Genomic DNA, 16,487 nt, shown 5'->3' on the forward strand with positions numbered 1-16,487 from the left:
GCGGCCGGCGGCGTCGGCATGTTCTGCGGGACGGGGGTTGCGCTTCGTTACCAGTGACAAACGCAACCCCGGTTGCCAATTGACGCGCGGCGGCGATCGGCGTTCCATGAGCCATGGCCCAATCCGCTCCCAACCCCTATCAACCGCCGACCGCGCTCGAGCCGACGACTGACTCGGAGCGAGCCTACGATGGCAGCGCGTCGCGCATGTCGCGCTTCTGGGCGGCGATGATCGACGCGGTTCTGGCCCTCATCATCTTCGTCCCGCTGCAGTATTTTGGCGGTGTCTATCGCGACTTTCCGAAGATCTCCGCGCCGCCGTTTCCGCAGTCGTTGTTGTGGGCGCTGGGGGGGTTCGCGATCACCCTGGTAGTGCACGGCACGTTCCTCGCCCGCAGCGCGCAGACCATCGGCAAGAAGGCGCTGAACATACAGATCGTCAACGCCAGCGACGGCAAGCCCGCGGCCTTCGGCACGATCGTCTTGCGACGGCTCCTGCCGACGTCGGTAGTGGCTCAGATACCGTACGTGGGCGGCGTCCTCAGCCTCGTCAACGTGCTGTTCATCTTTCGCAAGGATCGGCGCTGCGTGCATGATCACATCGCGGGCACCCGCGTCGTGAAGCTGGACCAAAGCAAGTAGGCCCGAGCGGCATACGCGCTAGCGGCGGGCGCGCAGCCGCCACGAGCCGCGCTCCTCCTGCGATTCCCCTGTCAGGGATCCAGCCGCACCGCGATCGCGTGCCGGATCGGCCCCCGCGGCGCCATCTCGCGCGCGCCGCCGTCCTCGCGCCACGCCACGCCGGTCGAGGGTCCGCCGTCCAGGTTGAGGGCCTGCTCGCAGCCGCGCGCCACCAGCATGTCGGCGAGCAGCCCCAGCGTGGGCCCGCTCTGCGCCCGGTCCCCGCGCGCGACGATGGCCTCCATGCGCCGCCCCCTGTCGAGCACGCACAGCGCCGTCCGCTCCGCCCGCGGGCCGCCGTCGCTGCGCACGTTCCGGCTGCCGGAGAGCACCAGCCGCGGCAGCCCCTGCACCGCGAGGTGAGCGCCGGGCGAAAGGACGAACCCGGCGGCGTCGTGCAGGGCGGCGCGGCCGCCTGAGACGACCAGCACGCCGCCCCCGAGCGAGGGCGCGAGCGGCGCGAGCTCCCGGCCATCGACCACGACGAGGCCCTCGGGTCTCCGCCGTCGATCGAAGAAGCCACCGTTGATGACGAACGACGCGCGGGTGCGGTCGATTACCCCCGCGACGTCGCGCGACATCGCGACGTCGACGACCTCGAAATGGGCGTCCGCGAGGCGGAACGCGAAGACATGGACGCGGTAGTCCTCTCCCTCGACGGTCATCACCTCGGGCTGGACGGGGGCGCCGGCCGCCAGGCCCTCCGTGCGGGGAAGCGTCGCGGGAGCGGGCAGCGGGGGCTCCGGCGGAGCGGGCGCGCTCGGCGCAGCGGGAGCGAGCACGCTCGCCCCCGGGAGAGCGGGCGCGCTCGGCGCGGGGCGCCGCGACGCGAGCGCAGCGGCGCCGAGGAGCGCGAGCCCCGCCATCGACAGAAGCGCCTTCGAGGAAGCGCGGAGCGTCACGACCCTGCTCTGCTCGATCTCTGTGCGATCCCTAATGCTTCGCGAGCAGCGCCTCGATTCGCGACGGATCGACGCCGTAGATCTCCGCGAGCCGCGGGACGCGATCCGATGCCGGCAAGGTCAGCGCGCGCCGCAGCGGCTCGTGAGGATGGTGATCGAGCACCCAGCCCCCGAGCTGCCGGCGGACTTCCGCTTCGCATACGCCCTCCACGACCTCGACGCCCCCTTCGCGCAGGATGCGAACGCCTTCGCCGTCGACGCGCGGGTTCGGGTCGTTCATCCCGATCACGACGCGGGCCACGCCGCGCTCGACGATCGATCGCGAGCACGCCGGCGTGCGGCCGTGGAACGAGCAGGGCTCGAGGGTCGAATAGAGCGTCGCTCCGACCACGCTGAGTCCGCGCGCGTGCGCCGCGCGCGCCGCGGCGATCTCCGCGTGATCTTCACCCGGCCCCAGGGTATGCCCGCTGCCCAGGAGCTCCCCGGAGGCGCTCACGATCGCGCAGCCGACCCAGGGGTTGTCGCCCGTTCCTCCGCGCGCCCGTTCGGCCTCCTCGATCGCCAGGCGCATCCATTTCTCAAAATCGTTGCTCATCCTGATCTCGGTGTTGCGCTGGGGCGGCTGCTCGACGGGGCGTTGTTCGCAACGTCGCGCAACGTCGCCTGGGCCGCGCTCATGAAACGCACGTTCACCATGTCATGAGCTCGTCGCGAATCCAGCTGGCCCGCCTGCGGAGAAAGTCCTTGAGCAGGCTGATCTCGGCGTCGTGGGACCCATTGAGAGGCGGGGAATCCGGCCAGCGCGCGAAGTTCCTCTCCACGGCCGGAGCTCCCGCCTTGCGCACCAGGCCGTCCACCATGGCGTCGAGCTCGTCGGGCGCGAGCTCGCCCTGGAGCAGCGCCAGAAAACGTGCCTTGTACCGCGCCTTGAACGCCGGATCGCGGAACAGCGACCCCCACCAGCCCTCCGTGAAGTAGTCGGTCCCGTCGGAGCCCTCGAGCTTCCACTCCTCCGGCTCGAACGCGCGTTCATCGTAGGGCGTTCCGAGGCTCCGGTCGAAGTCCCACACGGGACCGGCCGAGAGGAGGCCCTGTCGATCTTTGAAGAAGTACGTGCTGATCCGCAGGGCATCGACGTTCTTCGTCAGGGCGCTGATGATGTTGTGGTCGATGAAGGCGTCTTGATCGATGAAGCTCGAATAGTGTTTGCCGCTGCCGGGCTGCTTGAAGTCATCCGCGTCGACGGCCTGACCGAAGTCGTCGATGTAACCGCGAATGAAGTCGAGCTGCGGCTCTCGCGCGGGCTTCAGCATGTCCTCCGGATCGGGGTACACGAACTGGAGCTCCTCGCCGGCGGCCTTGAATTGATTTTCGCCCTTGTCGATGCGCAAGAGGAAGCCGCCGGTCACGCCCGGCTCCGTGAGATCGTCGGCCGAGAGCTTGGCCACCGGGACACGATCCTGACCGCGCTTGATCTTCTCGATCGCCGTGTAGAACCCGAGGAAGCTCTTCTCCGCCACGTCGGCCCCCGAGTCGACGAGGAACACCTCGACGAAGCTCGTACGCGGCGCGTACCGGCCGATCCGGTTGCTCATCTCGAAGGCGAGCGCGTTGCGGATGAGCGAGCGATCGAAGCTCACCGGATCGCTGAGCACCCAGTCGGAGTCCGCCGGCATCCCCAGGAACTCCCGGTCGAGATCCGTGTCCAGAGCGTCGTCACGAAATTCGACGGCGTATTGCTTCTTCGGAAAATCGCGGGACGTCGCGCCGCGGACGTGGATGCCGATGCGGCCATCGAAGCTCGCGCGGCCCAGGAGCTTGGTTTGCCCATCTCTGGGCTCGAGCAGCATGAACGTGGCCGGGACGAACTCGGTTTCGAGCGGGTCGAGCCGCCTCGACTCGAAGGTGTGGATCACGACGATCGGCAGCTCCGAGCTGAACTCCGCGCTATCGGCGGCGACCTTGAAATACGCCTCGCTCGCGATCGGCCCGAGGAGGTCGGCCCCGTCGCTGCCCGCCCCCCCGTTGCCCCCCGCTCCCCCGTTGCCCCCCGCCCCGGAAGACGCGGCGTGAGGGACGACGGCGAGGGCGCGCACCCGCGTGGACGCGGTGAGCACGAGCGGCTCGACATAGATCGGCGAGCTCGCGGTGGGGAGCGAGCCGTCGGTCGTGAAGTGCACCGCGGCGCGCTCGTCCTCGACCGTGAGCTCCACGGGCTCGGACGCCTGGAAGGTGCCTCCCTTCGGCGTGAACACGACGGCCAGCGACTTCGGGGCGGGTGGTTGCGCCTCACCGCTCGTCCCGCTCGTCCCGCTCGTCCCGCTCGTCCCGCTCGCCTCGCCCGCCTTGCTTGCCTCGCTCGAGCAGCCCCCGAGCGAGGCCAGCACGAACACCCCCGCGATCCGCAGCGCTGCGAGCTTCGATACGTAGAACATTCCGGCACAGCTTACTCGGGTCGCTCGTGAATTCGAACGAGCGCGTGATGAATCTCGCATCCTCTTCGAATCGAGCCGAAATCCAGGCTTTCCTGCGCGTGTCGGATGGTTCGCGATGAGTAGGCATGTTTGCAACATCGGCGCCAACCGACGCCCGACCCCGTGCCACGCCTCGGCGTCCCGCGTCCGACACGAAACGTTCGACGACGCCGGCGCCGCGGCGATCGACGCGCTCAACGAGGCGCGCGCCCTCGTCGCCCCCACCGCTGGACGCGACCCGCTGAGACCGCGCGTCACGGGCGCGCTTTACGCCCTATCGTCGATGGCCAGGGCCTGTATCAGCAAGGAGTTCACCGTGTTCGCGACGTACGGATTCCGACGTGATGAGATCCAGGGGTGGTGATCATGAAGCCTGTCGTGCCCTGGCGCGTGGTGGAGGACGATATTTTTATCTCGTGCAGCGAGGCGATCACCGTCGAATGGTTCGGGTCCATGACCGACTACTGCTGCACCCTGCTCGATCCCGGGAGCGCACCGTACTTCTGGTCCTTCGACTTCGGCCTCTTGCAGGAAGTGGAGCCCTGGAAGGACCTGCCAATCGACGAGGAGGAGATCGCCGTGCCTGGCGCCCCGACCTTCCGCGCAAAGCCTTAGAGCGACAAACGGGTTGAAACCACGAGAAAGAGCAGGAGTTCCACAGGGAGACGGGGAGGCGGGGAGCGAGAGACGGCAAGAGGGAGAAATTCATTTTCTCTTCTTCCTCCCCGCCTCCCCGCCTCCCTGTGAAAATTCTCCGGGTTTCAACGTGATCGGTGCCCTACGTGGGCTCGAACGCCTTGTTCGACGCGTACCCGCGCGCGGCGGACCGGATCTTCGCGATCTGCGCCGCGTCGAAGGAGACGGGCGCTCCGGTGCGCGTGTAGCTCATCACGTTGTCGTCGACGCCGCTGTGCCCGAGCCCGAAGAAGTGCCCGAGCTCGTGCGCGAGCACGGTGGGCCGCGCGTTCGCCGCGAGGATGACGAAGCGCCGCTCCGGCGTCGCCCGGTGCCGCCAATGCACGCCCATCCGGAAGCGCCGCGGATCGTCGACGTCGCGCAGCGACGCGACCACCATCACGTTGATCCGGCGCGCCTCGATCGCCGAGGCGAGCGCGTCCCGGTCCTCGCGCGTCTCGATCCGCGAAAACCGCGGGGCGAGCGTGCGCGCGCCGACCTTGCGCAGGGCCACACCGGCGGGCTCGAACAGCCGGACCGCCTCGGCGATCTGCGCGTCGATCCAGGCGTCGTCGCGCACCGGCTTCCCCGCCTCCTCCTCCGTCACCGCGATCGAGAGGGGAAACGCCGGGAGGGGCGGGGGCACGCGCCCCGCGGCGCGGGCCAGGCCCGGGGCGAGCGCGCCGGCGGAGAACAGGCCGGCTGCGGCGATCACGGCGCGGCGGGAGATCATGGACAAGGCCCTATACCATCGCCGGCCGACGATCGCGAAGCCGTGCGAGGGCGGCCCGCGCGAAGCGCGTGACCGTGAGGCACGTTCCAGATAGGCTCTCCTTCGCTCGCGTGGTACCCGGCTTGGAGCACGGTCCTGCGCGACGCGAACAGCGGCGCGCTCCGGAGGTCATCGATGTTGAACACAGGGGTTGTCGTGCCTGATGCCCGTCTGCGGCGAGAGCAACAAGAAGAGGCCGCGGCGCTGCCCGAAGCCGCGTTCGGCGACGACGGCGCGGCGCATCGAGGCTAGCGGGAGCAACGATGGCACTCCCCTCGACGCGAATGGACTTCCGCATCGACCTCTCGCACGTCGATCGCGGCCGCGAGGCGAGCGAGCGGGTGATCGTCGCCCGCCACCCGTCGGAGAGCGCCGAGCACGTCATGCTGCGGGTGCTCGCGTATTGCCTCTTTCACGAGGAGGGCCTCGCCTTCGGCCCAGGGCTCGCCGACGCCGAGGGGGCGGACCTCTGGACGCGCGATCCCACGGGCCGCCTCCTCACCTGGATCGAGTGCGGCGCGGCGCCGTTCGAGAAGCTCAAGAGAGTCGTGCAGCACAACCCGGGCGTGGCCGTTCACGCGCTCTTTTCGGACGCGCGCCGGCGCGACGAGCTCGTGTCCGGCGCGCGTGAGGCCGCCTCGCGCGCGAGCAAGGTCGCCGGCGCGATCTCGCTCTCCACCGTCGACCACCGCCTCGTCGCCGCGCTCGCGGAGAACACGGGTTTGCGGCGCCAATGGGCGGTCACGATCGTGGGCGATCACCTCTATATCGAGGCCGACGGCAGCACGCTCGACGGCGAGGTCGTCCGCTCGCGGCTCGAAGAGCCGTGATCGCGTCGAGGCAAGAGGCCAGGCTCTAACCTCCGGAGCGCTCGGTTCGTCGAGGCAAGCCGGGGGCCGGAGAGCGGCGGGCCGGCTCGTGCCCCGTGACTGTCACGTGACACTGTCACGTGACATCGGGCCGTCGCACCGTGACATCGGGCCACCTCGCGCCCGCCCTCGCGAGAGAAGCCGGCCGAAAGACATGGCCGCGCGTGCAGGACCGGCGGGCACGAGCATTGCCATGCCTGCCTGGCGCCCGGTGCACGCCCGACACGCGGGCCGGCGTCCAACAGGACGGCGACAGGCATTTCATGCAGCACGCCCCCTGAATGCCCTCCATCGTGGACCTGCCGACTTTCATCTTGGCTCACTCTTCGGGCATCAGCGAGAGAATGATATGAAACGTGGACGATGGGTCGTCGCCGCAGCATTGATATGCAGCTGCGATGGCACGAGCGTCGCTCCGGGCGGCGCCGCGAGCGACGGCGCGGCGCGACCGTCGAACGAGAGCATCCTCGGGTTCGAGGACGCGGGCGCCTGGACGCTCGATGGCGGCGCCGCGCAGGCGAGCGACCAGCGCGCGCACGGCGAGAAGAGCCTCGAGGTGCCCGGCGGCGGGTACCACGAGCTGGTGAGCGCGCCGCTCAGCACCCTCGCGGCGGTCCACTCCACCCTCTCCATCAGCCTGTCGCTCCCGGAGGCGCCGCCCGGCGCGGAGCCGCTGGGGCACGTCCACCTGCTCGTGGAGCTGCCCTCCCAGGGGATCGAGCGCCGGTTCCTCCAGGAGGTCGCGCTCCCCCGGGGAGCGGCAGGTCAGTTCACACGCGTCGATTTCGAGCTGCCTGCCGAGCTGGTGGCGGCGCTCAAGACAGAGTACGACGACCTGCGGCTCAAGATCGCGCTGGATCTCCCGCGGGGCGCCACGGGCCCTTGCCGGCTCGACGCCATCCGCCTCGGCGCGACGGACGAGGCCCCGAGGCTCCGCGTCGCCGAGGACTACGCGAGGTCCTCGGCGAAGGGGGACATCGTGGCTCAGGGGACATTCACCCTGCGAGGCCGCGTCGAGGACAACACGCTGGCGCGATCGGTCAGCGTCAGCATCGGCGATGCGCCGGCGCAGGCGTCGGCGCTCACGTCGGCAGGAGAGTTCTTCATCGACCTGCCGCTCCGGAACGACCCGGGTGAGTTCCTGACGCCCAACCGGGTCCACATCGTCGCGACCGACATCGACGGCAACGAGAGCGCTTCTGACATCGTGGTCGTGTCCCTCGCGTCCATGGTGCCGGGCGAGCTCATCGTGAAGTTCAGCTCCGGCACGTCGGCGGAGGAGCGCGGGAGGGTCCTCTCCGGCGTACAGGGCGCGCTCGCGCGGCAGATCACTCCGGACATGGGCGTTGTCACCGTGCCGAAGGGGACAGAGAGGGAGGCGCTCTCGGCGCTCCTCGCGGGCGGCGAGCCGGTGCGGCTCGCCCTGCCCAACCTGATCGCCGTGCCGACCTACGTGCCGAACGATACATACTATCATACGCAAAACTGGTACATCGAGGCGATGAACGTGGACGCCGCCTGGGATATCCAGCGAGGATCCCACGATGTCGTCGTCGCGGTTGTCGACAGCGGCGTGATTTACTATCAGGGCGCGTACCACGACACGGACAATTGCGGCGGCCCGGGCCCTCATCCGCTGGTCGACAACATCTACCTCAACGCGGACGAGTGCTGCGCCGCGCCCCCGTGCAGCAGCGACTGCATGCCGCTCACGACGGGCGGGACCTGCCCGCGGTCGGACCTGAACAGCGACGGCTGCCCCGGCGGCTGCGGGGTGGACGATGACGGCGACGGCGCGACGGATCTGCTCGATCCCGACGTCGCGCGCATCTACACGAACGACCTGGACGACGACGGCGACGGCTCGATTGCCGACGAGATCGGCCCCGGCGGCGTCGCCTGCAACGCCCTGCCCCCGGGCGCGCTGCTGGGCGCGCCCGAAGGACAGGACTGCGACGGGGCCGCGCGAGACGATGACGAGAACGGCTATCCGGACGACTGCCGCGGCTTCCAGTTCGCGCGCCCGGGACAAGACCTCGGCGGCAGCCCGCTCAGGCCGAACGACCCGTCGCCCGTGGACACCGGAAACACGCACGGAGACATCGTGGCGGGGGCTCTCGGCGAGATCGGAGACGACTGCTCCGGTTACACCGGCGTGATGCACCGGGTCAAGATCATGCCCCTGGGCAACGGGCGCCTGGAGACGCGCATCGTGAACGGCACACCAACGACCGTCGCCGCCCCGACCTACGATGCCATCCTCGAGGCGTACCAGTACGCCGCGCGCAACGGCGCGCACATCGTCAACAGCTCGTTCGGCGGCAGCTTCAACAGCTGGACGGGCATCTCGTACACTCCCGAGGACGCCCTTCGTGACATGACGGAGGCCGTCTGGGACCTCGGCGTCTCCCACCTCCTGTTCGTGGCCGGCGCGGGCAACAGCGGGACCAACCTCGACACGGTCGACCCGTCCGGGAATCCGCTCCTCGCCCACTTCCCCGCTCATCTCGGGCTGCCCAACAAGATCGTGGTCGCGGCGAGCGACCAGTCCGGCAACCGCTCCGTCTGGTCGGGCGGCCAATCGTCCGCCTATGGTGCGAAGACGGTCTCGATCGCGGCGCCTGGCACGAACACCTTCCTCGGCGCCGACGGCACGTCCCTCGCCGCCCCGATGGTCAGCGGCGTTGCCGGGCTGCTCCTGTCCCAGCACAGCGAGCTGCGTTTCGACCCCGTGAGCGTGGTGAAGATGATCGAGCAGACCGCCGCGCCGCTGCCCGCGTTCGCCGGCCTCACCCGCACCGGCGGCATCGTCGACGCGCACGCCGCGCTCACCGCGCCGCTGCCTCCGCAGCCGCTGTTCACCGACGGCACGGTGGGGCGCGTCCCGCTGGGCACGACGACCGCGACCAGCGACGTCGACCTGATCGACATGGACAACGACGGTGATCTCGACGTGTTCATCGCGCCCTACTCGGCCGCTCTCATGCAGCCGCGCCTGCTCAGGAACGACGGCGGCCACCTCGTGGACGTCACGGCGCTGCAATTTCCCAGCCTGCTGGTCAAGCACACCGATGTGGACTCCGGCGATGTGGACGGTGACGGCGACATGGACATCATCGCGGCAGCTCACTCCGCCACGGGCACGATAGCGATGAAGCGGGCCGCCCTGTACCTCAACTCCGGCGGCACCTTCACGGTGGCCACGTCCGGGCGCCTGCCATCGACCACGATGTCGGATCGCACGGTCGAGCTCTGCGACGTGGACGCCGACGGCGATCTCGACGCGTTCTTCGGGAAGATCGCGCCGGGCAACTCGACGCTGCTCATCAACGGGGGCAACGGCGTGTTCACCGACCAGAGCAGCTTCTGGCTCGGCACCACGACGCAGGACATCACGGTGGAGAAGGCGCTGTGCGTGGAGATCGCGGACGTCAACGCTTCCGCGTGCGCTGGCCGCCCTGCTGCCCTGTGTGGGATCTGCTCCGATCCCAAGCGATCGGTCGCCGGGCTCGTGGCGAGCGGCGCGGTGACGCCGGCCCAGCAGGCGGATTGCCTCGCGATCCGTCACGCCATCTACCCCGAGCTCATCCTGGCCGGCACCACGACCCTGTTCTTGCGCAACACCCAGGGAGGCCCGTTCGTCAACGCCAGCGGTCGTCTGGGCGCCAGTTTGCCGCTGACGACGTTCGGGTCGGTCGACGTCGAGGCTGGGGACCTCGACACCGATGGGGACCTGGATCTGGTGTTCGCCCCCGCAGGCGGAGATCAGACTGTCCTGCTCTCGAACAACGGGACCGGGTACTTCGCCAACGTGACGGCGAGCCGGATCAGCGCGCACGCCTACGACGCCCACGCTCGCGAGGTCGAGCTCGGCGACTTCGACATGGACGGCGACGTGGACATCGTCATGCTGCGGGGCGACATCCCCACGATGGTATCGCGCAAGCACTCGCTGTACAGGAACGCTGGCGGCTACTTCGACCAGATCGACGCCCCCTGGCTCACCCAGACCGTCCTCTTGACGGCTGACGGGGACGTCGGCGACATGGATGGCGACGGGGACCTGGATCTCATGCTGGGGAATTACAGCCAGGCGAATCAGCTCCTGCTCAACACGACGGTGCCCTGAGCGAGAGGCTGTCAGGGATCTGGACGCTCACCTCGCCCACGCCGCGCCGGGCGGAAACTCGAACTGATCGAGCGACTCGGGCCGCATGGCGGTGCTGTACCCCGGCGCGGTGGGCGGCATGTAACGGCCAGCCTGGACGACGACCGGATCGACGAAGTGCTCGTGGAGGTGATCCACGTGCTCCAGGATGCGATCTTCGAGCGACGCGCTCACGCAGATGTAGTCGAAGAGCGAGATGTGCTGCATGATCTCCGAGAGGCCGACCCCGCCGGTGTGAGGGCAGACCGGGACGCCGAACTTGGCCGCCATGAGCAGCACGGCGAGCACCTCGTTGACGCCGCCCAGCCGGGCGCCGTCCGCCTGGCAGAACCGGATCGCGCCCGCCTGGAACATCTGCTTGAACATGACGCGATTGTGGGTGTGCTCCCCCGTCGCCACGCCGATCGGCGCGATCGCCCGGGCGATCGCGGCGTGGCCGAGGATGTCGTCGGGGCTCGTGGGCTCCTCGATCCACCAGGGATCGAACGCGGCGAGGCGCCGCATGCTGGCGATGGCCTGGCCCACGTCCCACACCTGGTTGGCATCCATCATGAGCCGGCGCTGCGCCCCGATCTCCTCCCGGATGATCTGCGCCCGGCGGACGTCGTCATCGATGCTCGCGCCGACCTTGATCTTGAAATGCGAGAAGCCGCGCGCGAGCGCCTCGCGGCAGAGCTGGCGCAGCTTGTCGTCGGAATAGCCGATCCACCCTGCCGACGTCGTGTAGGCGGGAAAGCCGTGCTGCCGCATCTCGTCTTCCCGCGCCGCGCGGGTGGGCGCGTTCCGGCGGAGGATCTCGAGCGCCTCCTCGGGGCTCAGCACATCCGTGATGTAGCGGAAGCAGACGCAGCGGACGAGCTCCTCCGGGGTCATGTCCACGAGCAGCTTCCAGAGCGGTTTGCCCGCGGTCTTCGCCCACAGATCCCAGGCGGCGTTGACGACGGCGGCCGTCGCCAGGTGGATGATCCCCTTCTCCGGGCCGACCCAGCGGAGCTGGCTGTCGCCGGTGATCTCGTCCCAGAAAGCGCCCATGTCGGCCGTCATGGCGTCGACGCGCCTGCCCACGAGCACGGGGCGGAGCGCGTCGATCGCCGCCACGCAGAGCTCGTTTCCACGGCCGATCGTGAAGGTCAGGCCATGCCCCTCCGTCCGCTCCGGGCCATCGGTCTCGAGCACGACGTAGGCCGCCGAGTAATCCGGCCTCGGGTTCATGGCGTCCGAGCCGGCGAGAGAGCGCGACGTCGGAAAGCGGATGTCGCGGGCGATGACATCGGTGATGCACACGGACATGGGGTCCTCCTTCGTGCGGACTACGCCGGACAGCGCGCATAGCCTCGTGCGTCAGATGCCGGCGGAGCCCGGCCGAGCACGACCGCACGCGCCTGATCGACCGGCTCGTGCGGCAGGGGCACGCGCGGTGCAAGGCGGATCCGGGCGAGCGGCGGAGGCTTCCTATCCGCTCACGCGGAGGTAGCTCACCCAGCGAGCACGTTCCGTTCGCTTCGCCATCCCGCACCTCCTTCCCGTCGGTAGTGGACGGCTTCGGTGCGTCGAGGAAGCGACCGAGCGCGGGCTCGATGAAGCGCGCTCCCCCTCCTCGAGCGCGGGCGGAAGTGGCGGGAAACCGACGATGTCGAGCTGGCTCGGCGGTTTCCTGCTGCGGGGCTTGGGCATGACGGTGTCCTTTCGGGGGGAAATGCGGTGTTCTCCGCCGAAACGGGACACGAGATCGACCGTGACGAACCAAACGAGACAGGCAGCCTGGTGCTTGTCCCCGCGATCAAGGTTGTATAAGCTTCGCGCGATGGGGAGACCCGAACACCACGAGGACGAGGTGCTGACGATCAAGGCCGCCGCCGAGCTGCTCGACGTGAGCGAGCAGACCCTTCGGCGCTGGGACAAGGCTGGGAAACTGCGGGCGAAACGTCACCCGATGAACGGCTACCGGCTGTACCTTCGCCGCCAAGTTTTGGAGCTCCGGAGGCAGATCCACTCGGGATCCGAGAGAGCGTCGTGAAGGCCGACATCCTCAAGCTGCTGCTGCAGTCCCACGCGGACGGCGACGAGTCGTCGTTCCGCAAGGCGGCGCTGCAGCTTGCTGCGGCCGAGAGCACCGCGGGCCACGTGCGCGTCGCGGAGGAGATCCGGTCGATCATCGCCAAGATGCCCGCGACAAGCACGCGCAAGCACGGGCCCGTCGTGGACATCGCCGCACCACGTGGCGAGCTCGCGGACATCCTCGAGGGCGGCCACCGTGAGGAGCGCCTCCGTGACATCGTGTTGCGCCCAGAGGCCGAAGAGACGCTCAAGCGGGTCATCTCCGAGAACCGGTCACGCGCGCGGCTCGAGCGGTTCGGCGTCTCGCCGCGTCGCCGCCTCCTGTTCCACGGCGCGCCCGGCTGCGGAAAGACCCTCGCCGCCGCCGTGCTCGCTGGCGAGATGGGGCTGCCGCTGATGACGGTGCGCTTCGATGCGCTGTTCTCGCGCTTCCTCGGAGCCACGGCCGTGCAGCTCCGCGCGATCTTCGCGGAAATGCCGCACCGCCCGGGCGTGTACCTCTTCGACGAGTTCGACTCTGTCGCGAAGGCGCGTGGCGACTCCCAGGACGTCGGCGAGATGAACCGCGTCGTCACCGCATTCCTGCAGCTCGTTGACGCCGACATGAGCGGAAGCATCCTCGTCGCCGCGACGAACCACGTCGAGCTCCTGGACCGTGCCGTGTTTCGGCGCTTCGACGTGATCGTCCCCTTCGACAAGCCGCCGCGCGAGCAGATCGCCGAGCTGATGAAGCTGCGGCTCTCGACTGTGGGCCTCTCCGCCGAAGTCGCCAACCGCCGCGCGGCCAACGCAGAGGGATGGAGCTTTGCGGACGTTGCACGGGCCTGTGATGATGCGGTGCGCACGATGGCCCTCGATGATCGCGAAGAGATCTCCGAGCGTGATGTTGTCCTGGCGCTGGAGGAGCTGAAGAGACGCAACGTACCGGTCAGGAGATAACCAATGGCCGACACACGGCTCCCTCTCCTCCGAGGGCGAATCACCACGGTCGACACCTACGAAGCGCCGCAGGGCGGCGGCGGCGTGCCGCCCGCGATGCCGTCACTCGACCCGAAGGCGCACCGGACGACGCTGCTTCAGCAGCTCGACGCCATCACGCAGCAGGTGAAGGCGCGCGCCGAGATAGCGCGCGACGAGCTGGCGAAGCGCGAGATCGTCGCCGTACGGCCAGCACCCAACGCGCAGCTCGCACCAGACCAGCTTGATGACTCCCGCGCCGACGCCCGGCTCGTGGGTGTCATGCCGGACTCCGGCACAGTCGTTCTCGACGTCGCCAACGCGGACCTTGAGTACCTGCGGAAGAAGCTCGATGCGTTCGCTGACGACGCGAAGGTGAAGACCAGGACCGCGAAGGACGGCACGGTCACCACCCAGCGTGGCAACGAGCGAGCGATCGCGCCCGTGGGAAGTATCGGGCTCGCGGAACTCGAGGACCTCGGCGGCGCGCAGCTCCGGGCTGAAGCGCTGCCCGCCGATGGCCCGTGCTGGTTTGAGATCGGCTGTCGTGGCGGGTACCGGAATCCCGCCGAGGACACCAACAACAGCCGCGCGCAGATCGCCCGGCAGATCCATCGGCTTGGCGCGTCCCAGAAGCTCGATGAATTCCTCGGCCCCGAGCAGCTCTACTTCTTCGTTCGGCTGACGCGCGCGCAGCTCGATGAGCTACGCAAGGCGACCGACTGCATCTACGAAGTCGAGCTCGCTCCGCAGCCCCTCCGCGATCTGAAGCTGCTTGACGACCTCTCCACCAAGGACGTCGCTGACTTCGCGCTCGAGCAGCCTCATGAGAACGCGCCGTCCGTCGTCGTCCTCGACACGGGCATCGCCACGGGGCACCCACTCCTGAAGTCGGCGATCCTGACAGCGACGACGGCCGGTCCCGAGATCCCGTCGCCCGAGGACACCTACGGGCACGGAACGAAGATGGCGGGGCTGGCGCTGTACCGAGACGTCGGCGCAGCCGTCGAGCGCGGAAGCGCTGACGCCACGCACTGGCTGCAGAGCAGCCGGCTCTTGATCGCGCCGGGATACGGTACGGCCGCCGACGAGAACTATGAAAAGTGGCCCGTCTTGACGGAGCGGGCGGTGCGATCTGCGGAGGACGCCGACCCTCGTCCTCGTAACCGCGCTTTCGTGCTCGCGGTGACGCGGTCAATGCAGGATCCGCCGCTCGATGGAATCGCGCCAACGCTGTGGAGCCAGGCGGTGGACCAGCTCGCGTTCCGCGGGGGGTACGGACGATTGATGATCGTGTCGGCGGGCAACGCGCGCGACGCGCAGTGGCTCGCGCTCGCCGAGCAGCACCCGCAGCTCCAGCTCTCGGAGAAGATTCACCAGCCCGCGCAGGCATCCAACGCGCTGACGGTAGGTGCGTTCACGGCGCGTGTCGAGCTGCCGAACGACAAGGACTACGCTGAGGCTCGCGTCGTTGCGACGAAGCCGGGCGGCATCTCGCCGTACACGAGCACGGGGCTCGTCGGCAACGAGTGGCCCATCAAACCAGACGTCGTGATCGAGGGCGGCAACCTGGCGATCTTCGGGACGCTCACCGACTCGACCGTGCCCACGCTCTCGGCGCTCACCACCAGCCATCGGCACACGCATGGCAGCCCGATAGGGTTGATGTCGATGACCAGTGAGGCGAGCGCGCGTGCGGCGCGCCTCGCCGCGCACATCTGGTCGCTCGAGCCGAAGCTTCGTCCCGAGACCGTGCGTGGGCTCATCGTTCACTCCGCGAGCTGGACGAAGGCGATGGTCGGGGACTTCCCCGGCCTGAATGATCGACTCCAAGCGTGCGGCTACGGTGTGCCGAGCGAGCGGCTTGCCTCGGAGTGCGCCCAGGGCGTGGCGACGATCGTGGTCGAAGACTCGATGCCGAATGCCGTCATCGAGGAAGAGCCGAAGAAGACGCCGCCGAAGCGGGCCACGACGAAGACGACGGAGCGGAAGGTTCGCCGGAAGGTGAAGCTGTACCGATTGCCGCTCCCCGAAAGCCTGCTCAGCGATGCTGACCCCGACGTCGAACTGCGCGTCACTCTCTCGTACTTCACCGAGCCCAACAAGTTCGGACGGCGCACGTACAACGGACTCGACCTGAAGTGGGACATGCAGGGCCCGCAAGAGAGCGCGGACGCGTTCATTCAGCGGATCAATGCGCTGAAGCGTCCGACGGGTGCAGACGGCAAGCGACTCAAGATCGAAAAGGCCAAGTCGTTCGACTGGGACGTGGGCATCGAGCGTCGTAGCCGCGGAACCGTGCAGAGCGATCGGTGGCGCGGGAAGATGTCGGCGCTGGTTGGCGACAAGCTGATCGCGATCGTGCCGGTGCTCGGCTGGTGGGACCAGCGCAAGGCGCTAAAGTGGCAGGACATGAAATTTTCACTCGTCGTGTCCGTGTTCGGCCCTGGCGTCTACGCGGCCATCAAATCGAAGGTCGAGGTCGAGGCAACGATCCCCGTCGAAGTGTGATGTGGAGATTCATGCGCCGGTAGCCAACACCATCATTCCATAAACTGGCACGACGTTGTGTCGGCCAAGACGAACCACCCCATCGCCGAAGCAGAGATCCTCCGCATGGCCCGGAGCGCGGAACTCCTCATCGAGGAAGACGGGCGGCTGTTTCCACCTGTTGAACGCTACGGCGCCTGGTCGCTCGCTCTCATCCCCCCGGGTGCTTCCTGCCGTCGCCTGTGCGCCGCACGCTGTCGGCCGGCTGCCCGCCTCGCCCACGCCCCGAGCGCCCCCCGACGAGCCATCCGCGCCGCTGGCGCGCGGCCTCGCCGTCGCGATCGGACGGCCGGAGTGCGCATCCACCCGGCTCCCTGGCCGCGCCAGACTCAGGCCCGTGCTGCGCCGGCGGTCACATTCCGGGGGGCTGCCTTGTCCTGGG

13 protein-coding genes are annotated in these 16,487 nt (G+C 68.7%); 8 read left to right on the top strand and 5 right to left on the bottom strand.

Annotation, left to right across the window (positions count from 1 at the left end; genetic code table 11):
- Positions 1-113 precede the first annotated feature (113 nt).
- Entirely contained in the window at positions 114-641 is a 528-nt protein-coding gene (locus WME97_RS44870) for an RDD family protein (protein WP_437547223.1), read from the top strand.
- A 71-nt stretch (positions 642-712) separates the two neighbouring features.
- Here WME97_RS44870 and WME97_RS44875 read toward each other — a convergent pair whose 3' ends face one another.
- The 3 genes from WME97_RS44875 to WME97_RS44885 all read right to left on the bottom strand — a co-directional run bounded on the left by WME97_RS44875 (position 713) and on the right by WME97_RS44885 (position 4,017).
- Positions 713-1,582, bottom strand: coding sequence for a phosphodiester glycosidase family protein (locus WME97_RS44875; RefSeq protein ID WP_437547224.1), 870 nt, complete (start codon positions 1,580-1,582; stop codon positions 713-715).
- A 31-nt stretch (positions 1,583-1,613) separates the two neighbouring features.
- Positions 1,614-2,177, bottom strand: a complete 564-nt coding sequence (locus WME97_RS44880; protein WP_437547225.1) for a deaminase — start codon at positions 2,175-2,177, stop codon at positions 1,614-1,616.
- A gap of 94 nt (positions 2,178-2,271) precedes the next feature.
- Positions 2,272-4,017 (bottom strand): CotH kinase family protein, encoded by a 1,746-nt coding sequence (locus WME97_RS44885; protein WP_437547226.1) that lies wholly within the window; start codon positions 4,015-4,017, stop codon positions 2,272-2,274.
- A 115-nt stretch (positions 4,018-4,132) separates the two neighbouring features.
- Between WME97_RS44885 and WME97_RS44890 the strand changes: the two genes are divergently transcribed.
- Both WME97_RS44890 and WME97_RS44895 read left to right on the top strand, forming a co-directional pair.
- On the top strand, positions 4,133-4,420 hold the full coding sequence (locus WME97_RS44890) for a hypothetical protein (protein ID WP_437547227.1): 288 nt from the start codon (positions 4,133-4,135) through the stop codon (positions 4,418-4,420).
- A gap of 2 nt (positions 4,421-4,422) precedes the next feature.
- Entirely contained in the window at positions 4,423-4,671 is a 249-nt protein-coding gene (locus WME97_RS44895) for a hypothetical protein (protein ID WP_437547228.1), read from the top strand.
- A 163-nt stretch (positions 4,672-4,834) separates the two neighbouring features.
- Here the strand turns inward: WME97_RS44895 and WME97_RS44900 are convergent, their stop codons facing one another.
- Complete coding sequence (locus WME97_RS44900; RefSeq protein ID WP_437547229.1) at positions 4,835-5,464, bottom strand: hypothetical protein; 630 nt, start codon at positions 5,462-5,464, stop codon at positions 4,835-4,837.
- A gap of 302 nt (positions 5,465-5,766) precedes the next feature.
- Between WME97_RS44900 and WME97_RS44905 the strand changes: the two genes are divergently transcribed.
- Both WME97_RS44905 and WME97_RS44910 read left to right on the top strand, forming a co-directional pair.
- Positions 5,767-6,333, top strand: coding sequence for a YaeQ family protein (locus tag WME97_RS44905; RefSeq protein ID WP_437547230.1), 567 nt, complete (start codon positions 5,767-5,769; stop codon positions 6,331-6,333).
- Between the two features lie 388 nt (positions 6,334-6,721).
- The gene (locus WME97_RS44910; RefSeq protein WP_437547231.1) at positions 6,722-10,501 is read left to right on the top strand and encodes a S8 family serine peptidase; all 3,780 of its coding nucleotides are present in this window, start codon (positions 6,722-6,724) and stop codon (positions 10,499-10,501) included.
- A 27-nt stretch (positions 10,502-10,528) separates the two neighbouring features.
- Here the strand turns inward: WME97_RS44910 and WME97_RS44915 are convergent, their stop codons facing one another.
- On the bottom strand, positions 10,529-11,830 hold the full coding sequence (locus WME97_RS44915; RefSeq protein ID WP_437547232.1) for an L-fuconate dehydratase: 1,302 nt from the start codon (positions 11,828-11,830) through the stop codon (positions 10,529-10,531).
- 514 nt (positions 11,831-12,344) lie between these two features.
- Here WME97_RS44915 and WME97_RS44920 point away from each other — a divergent pair.
- The 3 genes from WME97_RS44920 (at position 12,345) to WME97_RS44930 (ending at position 16,066) form a co-directional block, all read left to right on the top strand.
- Entirely contained in the window at positions 12,345-12,557 is a 213-nt protein-coding gene (locus WME97_RS44920) for a MerR family DNA-binding transcriptional regulator (protein ID WP_437547233.1), read from the top strand.
- A gap of 182 nt (positions 12,558-12,739) precedes the next feature.
- Positions 12,740-13,537, top strand: a complete 798-nt coding sequence (locus WME97_RS44925; RefSeq protein WP_437547234.1) for an AAA family ATPase — start codon at positions 12,740-12,742, stop codon at positions 13,535-13,537.
- A 3-nt stretch (positions 13,538-13,540) separates the two neighbouring features.
- Positions 13,541-16,066 (top strand): S8 family peptidase, encoded by a 2,526-nt coding sequence (locus tag WME97_RS44930; RefSeq protein WP_437547235.1) that lies wholly within the window; start codon positions 13,541-13,543, stop codon positions 16,064-16,066.
- Positions 16,067-16,487 lie beyond the last annotated feature (421 nt).

It is taken from the genome of Sorangium sp. So ce367 (assembly GCF_051520455.1).
Lineage (GTDB): Bacteria > Myxococcota_A > Polyangia > Polyangiales > Polyangiaceae > Sorangium > Sorangium cellulosum_B.

What these genes read in the sequence shown, in the direction of transcription:
- WME97_RS44870 (WP_437547223.1), top strand. Translation starts at nt 114, where the DNA reads ATGGCCCAATCCGCTCCCAACCCCTATCAACCGCCGACCGCGCTCGAG.
- WME97_RS44880 (WP_437547225.1), bottom strand. Translation starts at nt 2,177, where the DNA reads ATGAGCAACGATTTTGAGAAATGGATGCGCCTGGCGATCGAGGAGGCC.
- WME97_RS44885 (WP_437547226.1), bottom strand. Translation starts at nt 4,017, where the DNA reads ATGTTCTACGTATCGAAGCTCGCAGCGCTGCGGATCGCGGGGGTGTTC.
- WME97_RS44890 (WP_437547227.1), top strand. Translation starts at nt 4,133, where the DNA reads ATGAGTAGGCATGTTTGCAACATCGGCGCCAACCGACGCCCGACCCCG.
- WME97_RS44895 (WP_437547228.1), top strand. Translation starts at nt 4,423, where the DNA reads ATGAAGCCTGTCGTGCCCTGGCGCGTGGTGGAGGACGATATTTTTATC.
- WME97_RS44900 (WP_437547229.1), bottom strand. Translation starts at nt 5,464, where the DNA reads ATGATCTCCCGCCGCGCCGTGATCGCCGCAGCCGGCCTGTTCTCCGCC.
- WME97_RS44905 (WP_437547230.1), top strand. Translation starts at nt 5,767, where the DNA reads ATGGCACTCCCCTCGACGCGAATGGACTTCCGCATCGACCTCTCGCAC.
- WME97_RS44910 (WP_437547231.1), top strand. Translation starts at nt 6,722, where the DNA reads ATGAAACGTGGACGATGGGTCGTCGCCGCAGCATTGATATGCAGCTGC.
- WME97_RS44915 (WP_437547232.1), bottom strand. Translation starts at nt 11,830, where the DNA reads ATGTCCGTGTGCATCACCGATGTCATCGCCCGCGACATCCGCTTTCCG.
- WME97_RS44920 (WP_437547233.1), top strand. Translation starts at nt 12,345, where the DNA reads ATGGGGAGACCCGAACACCACGAGGACGAGGTGCTGACGATCAAGGCC.
- WME97_RS44930 (WP_437547235.1), top strand. Translation starts at nt 13,541, where the DNA reads ATGGCCGACACACGGCTCCCTCTCCTCCGAGGGCGAATCACCACGGTC.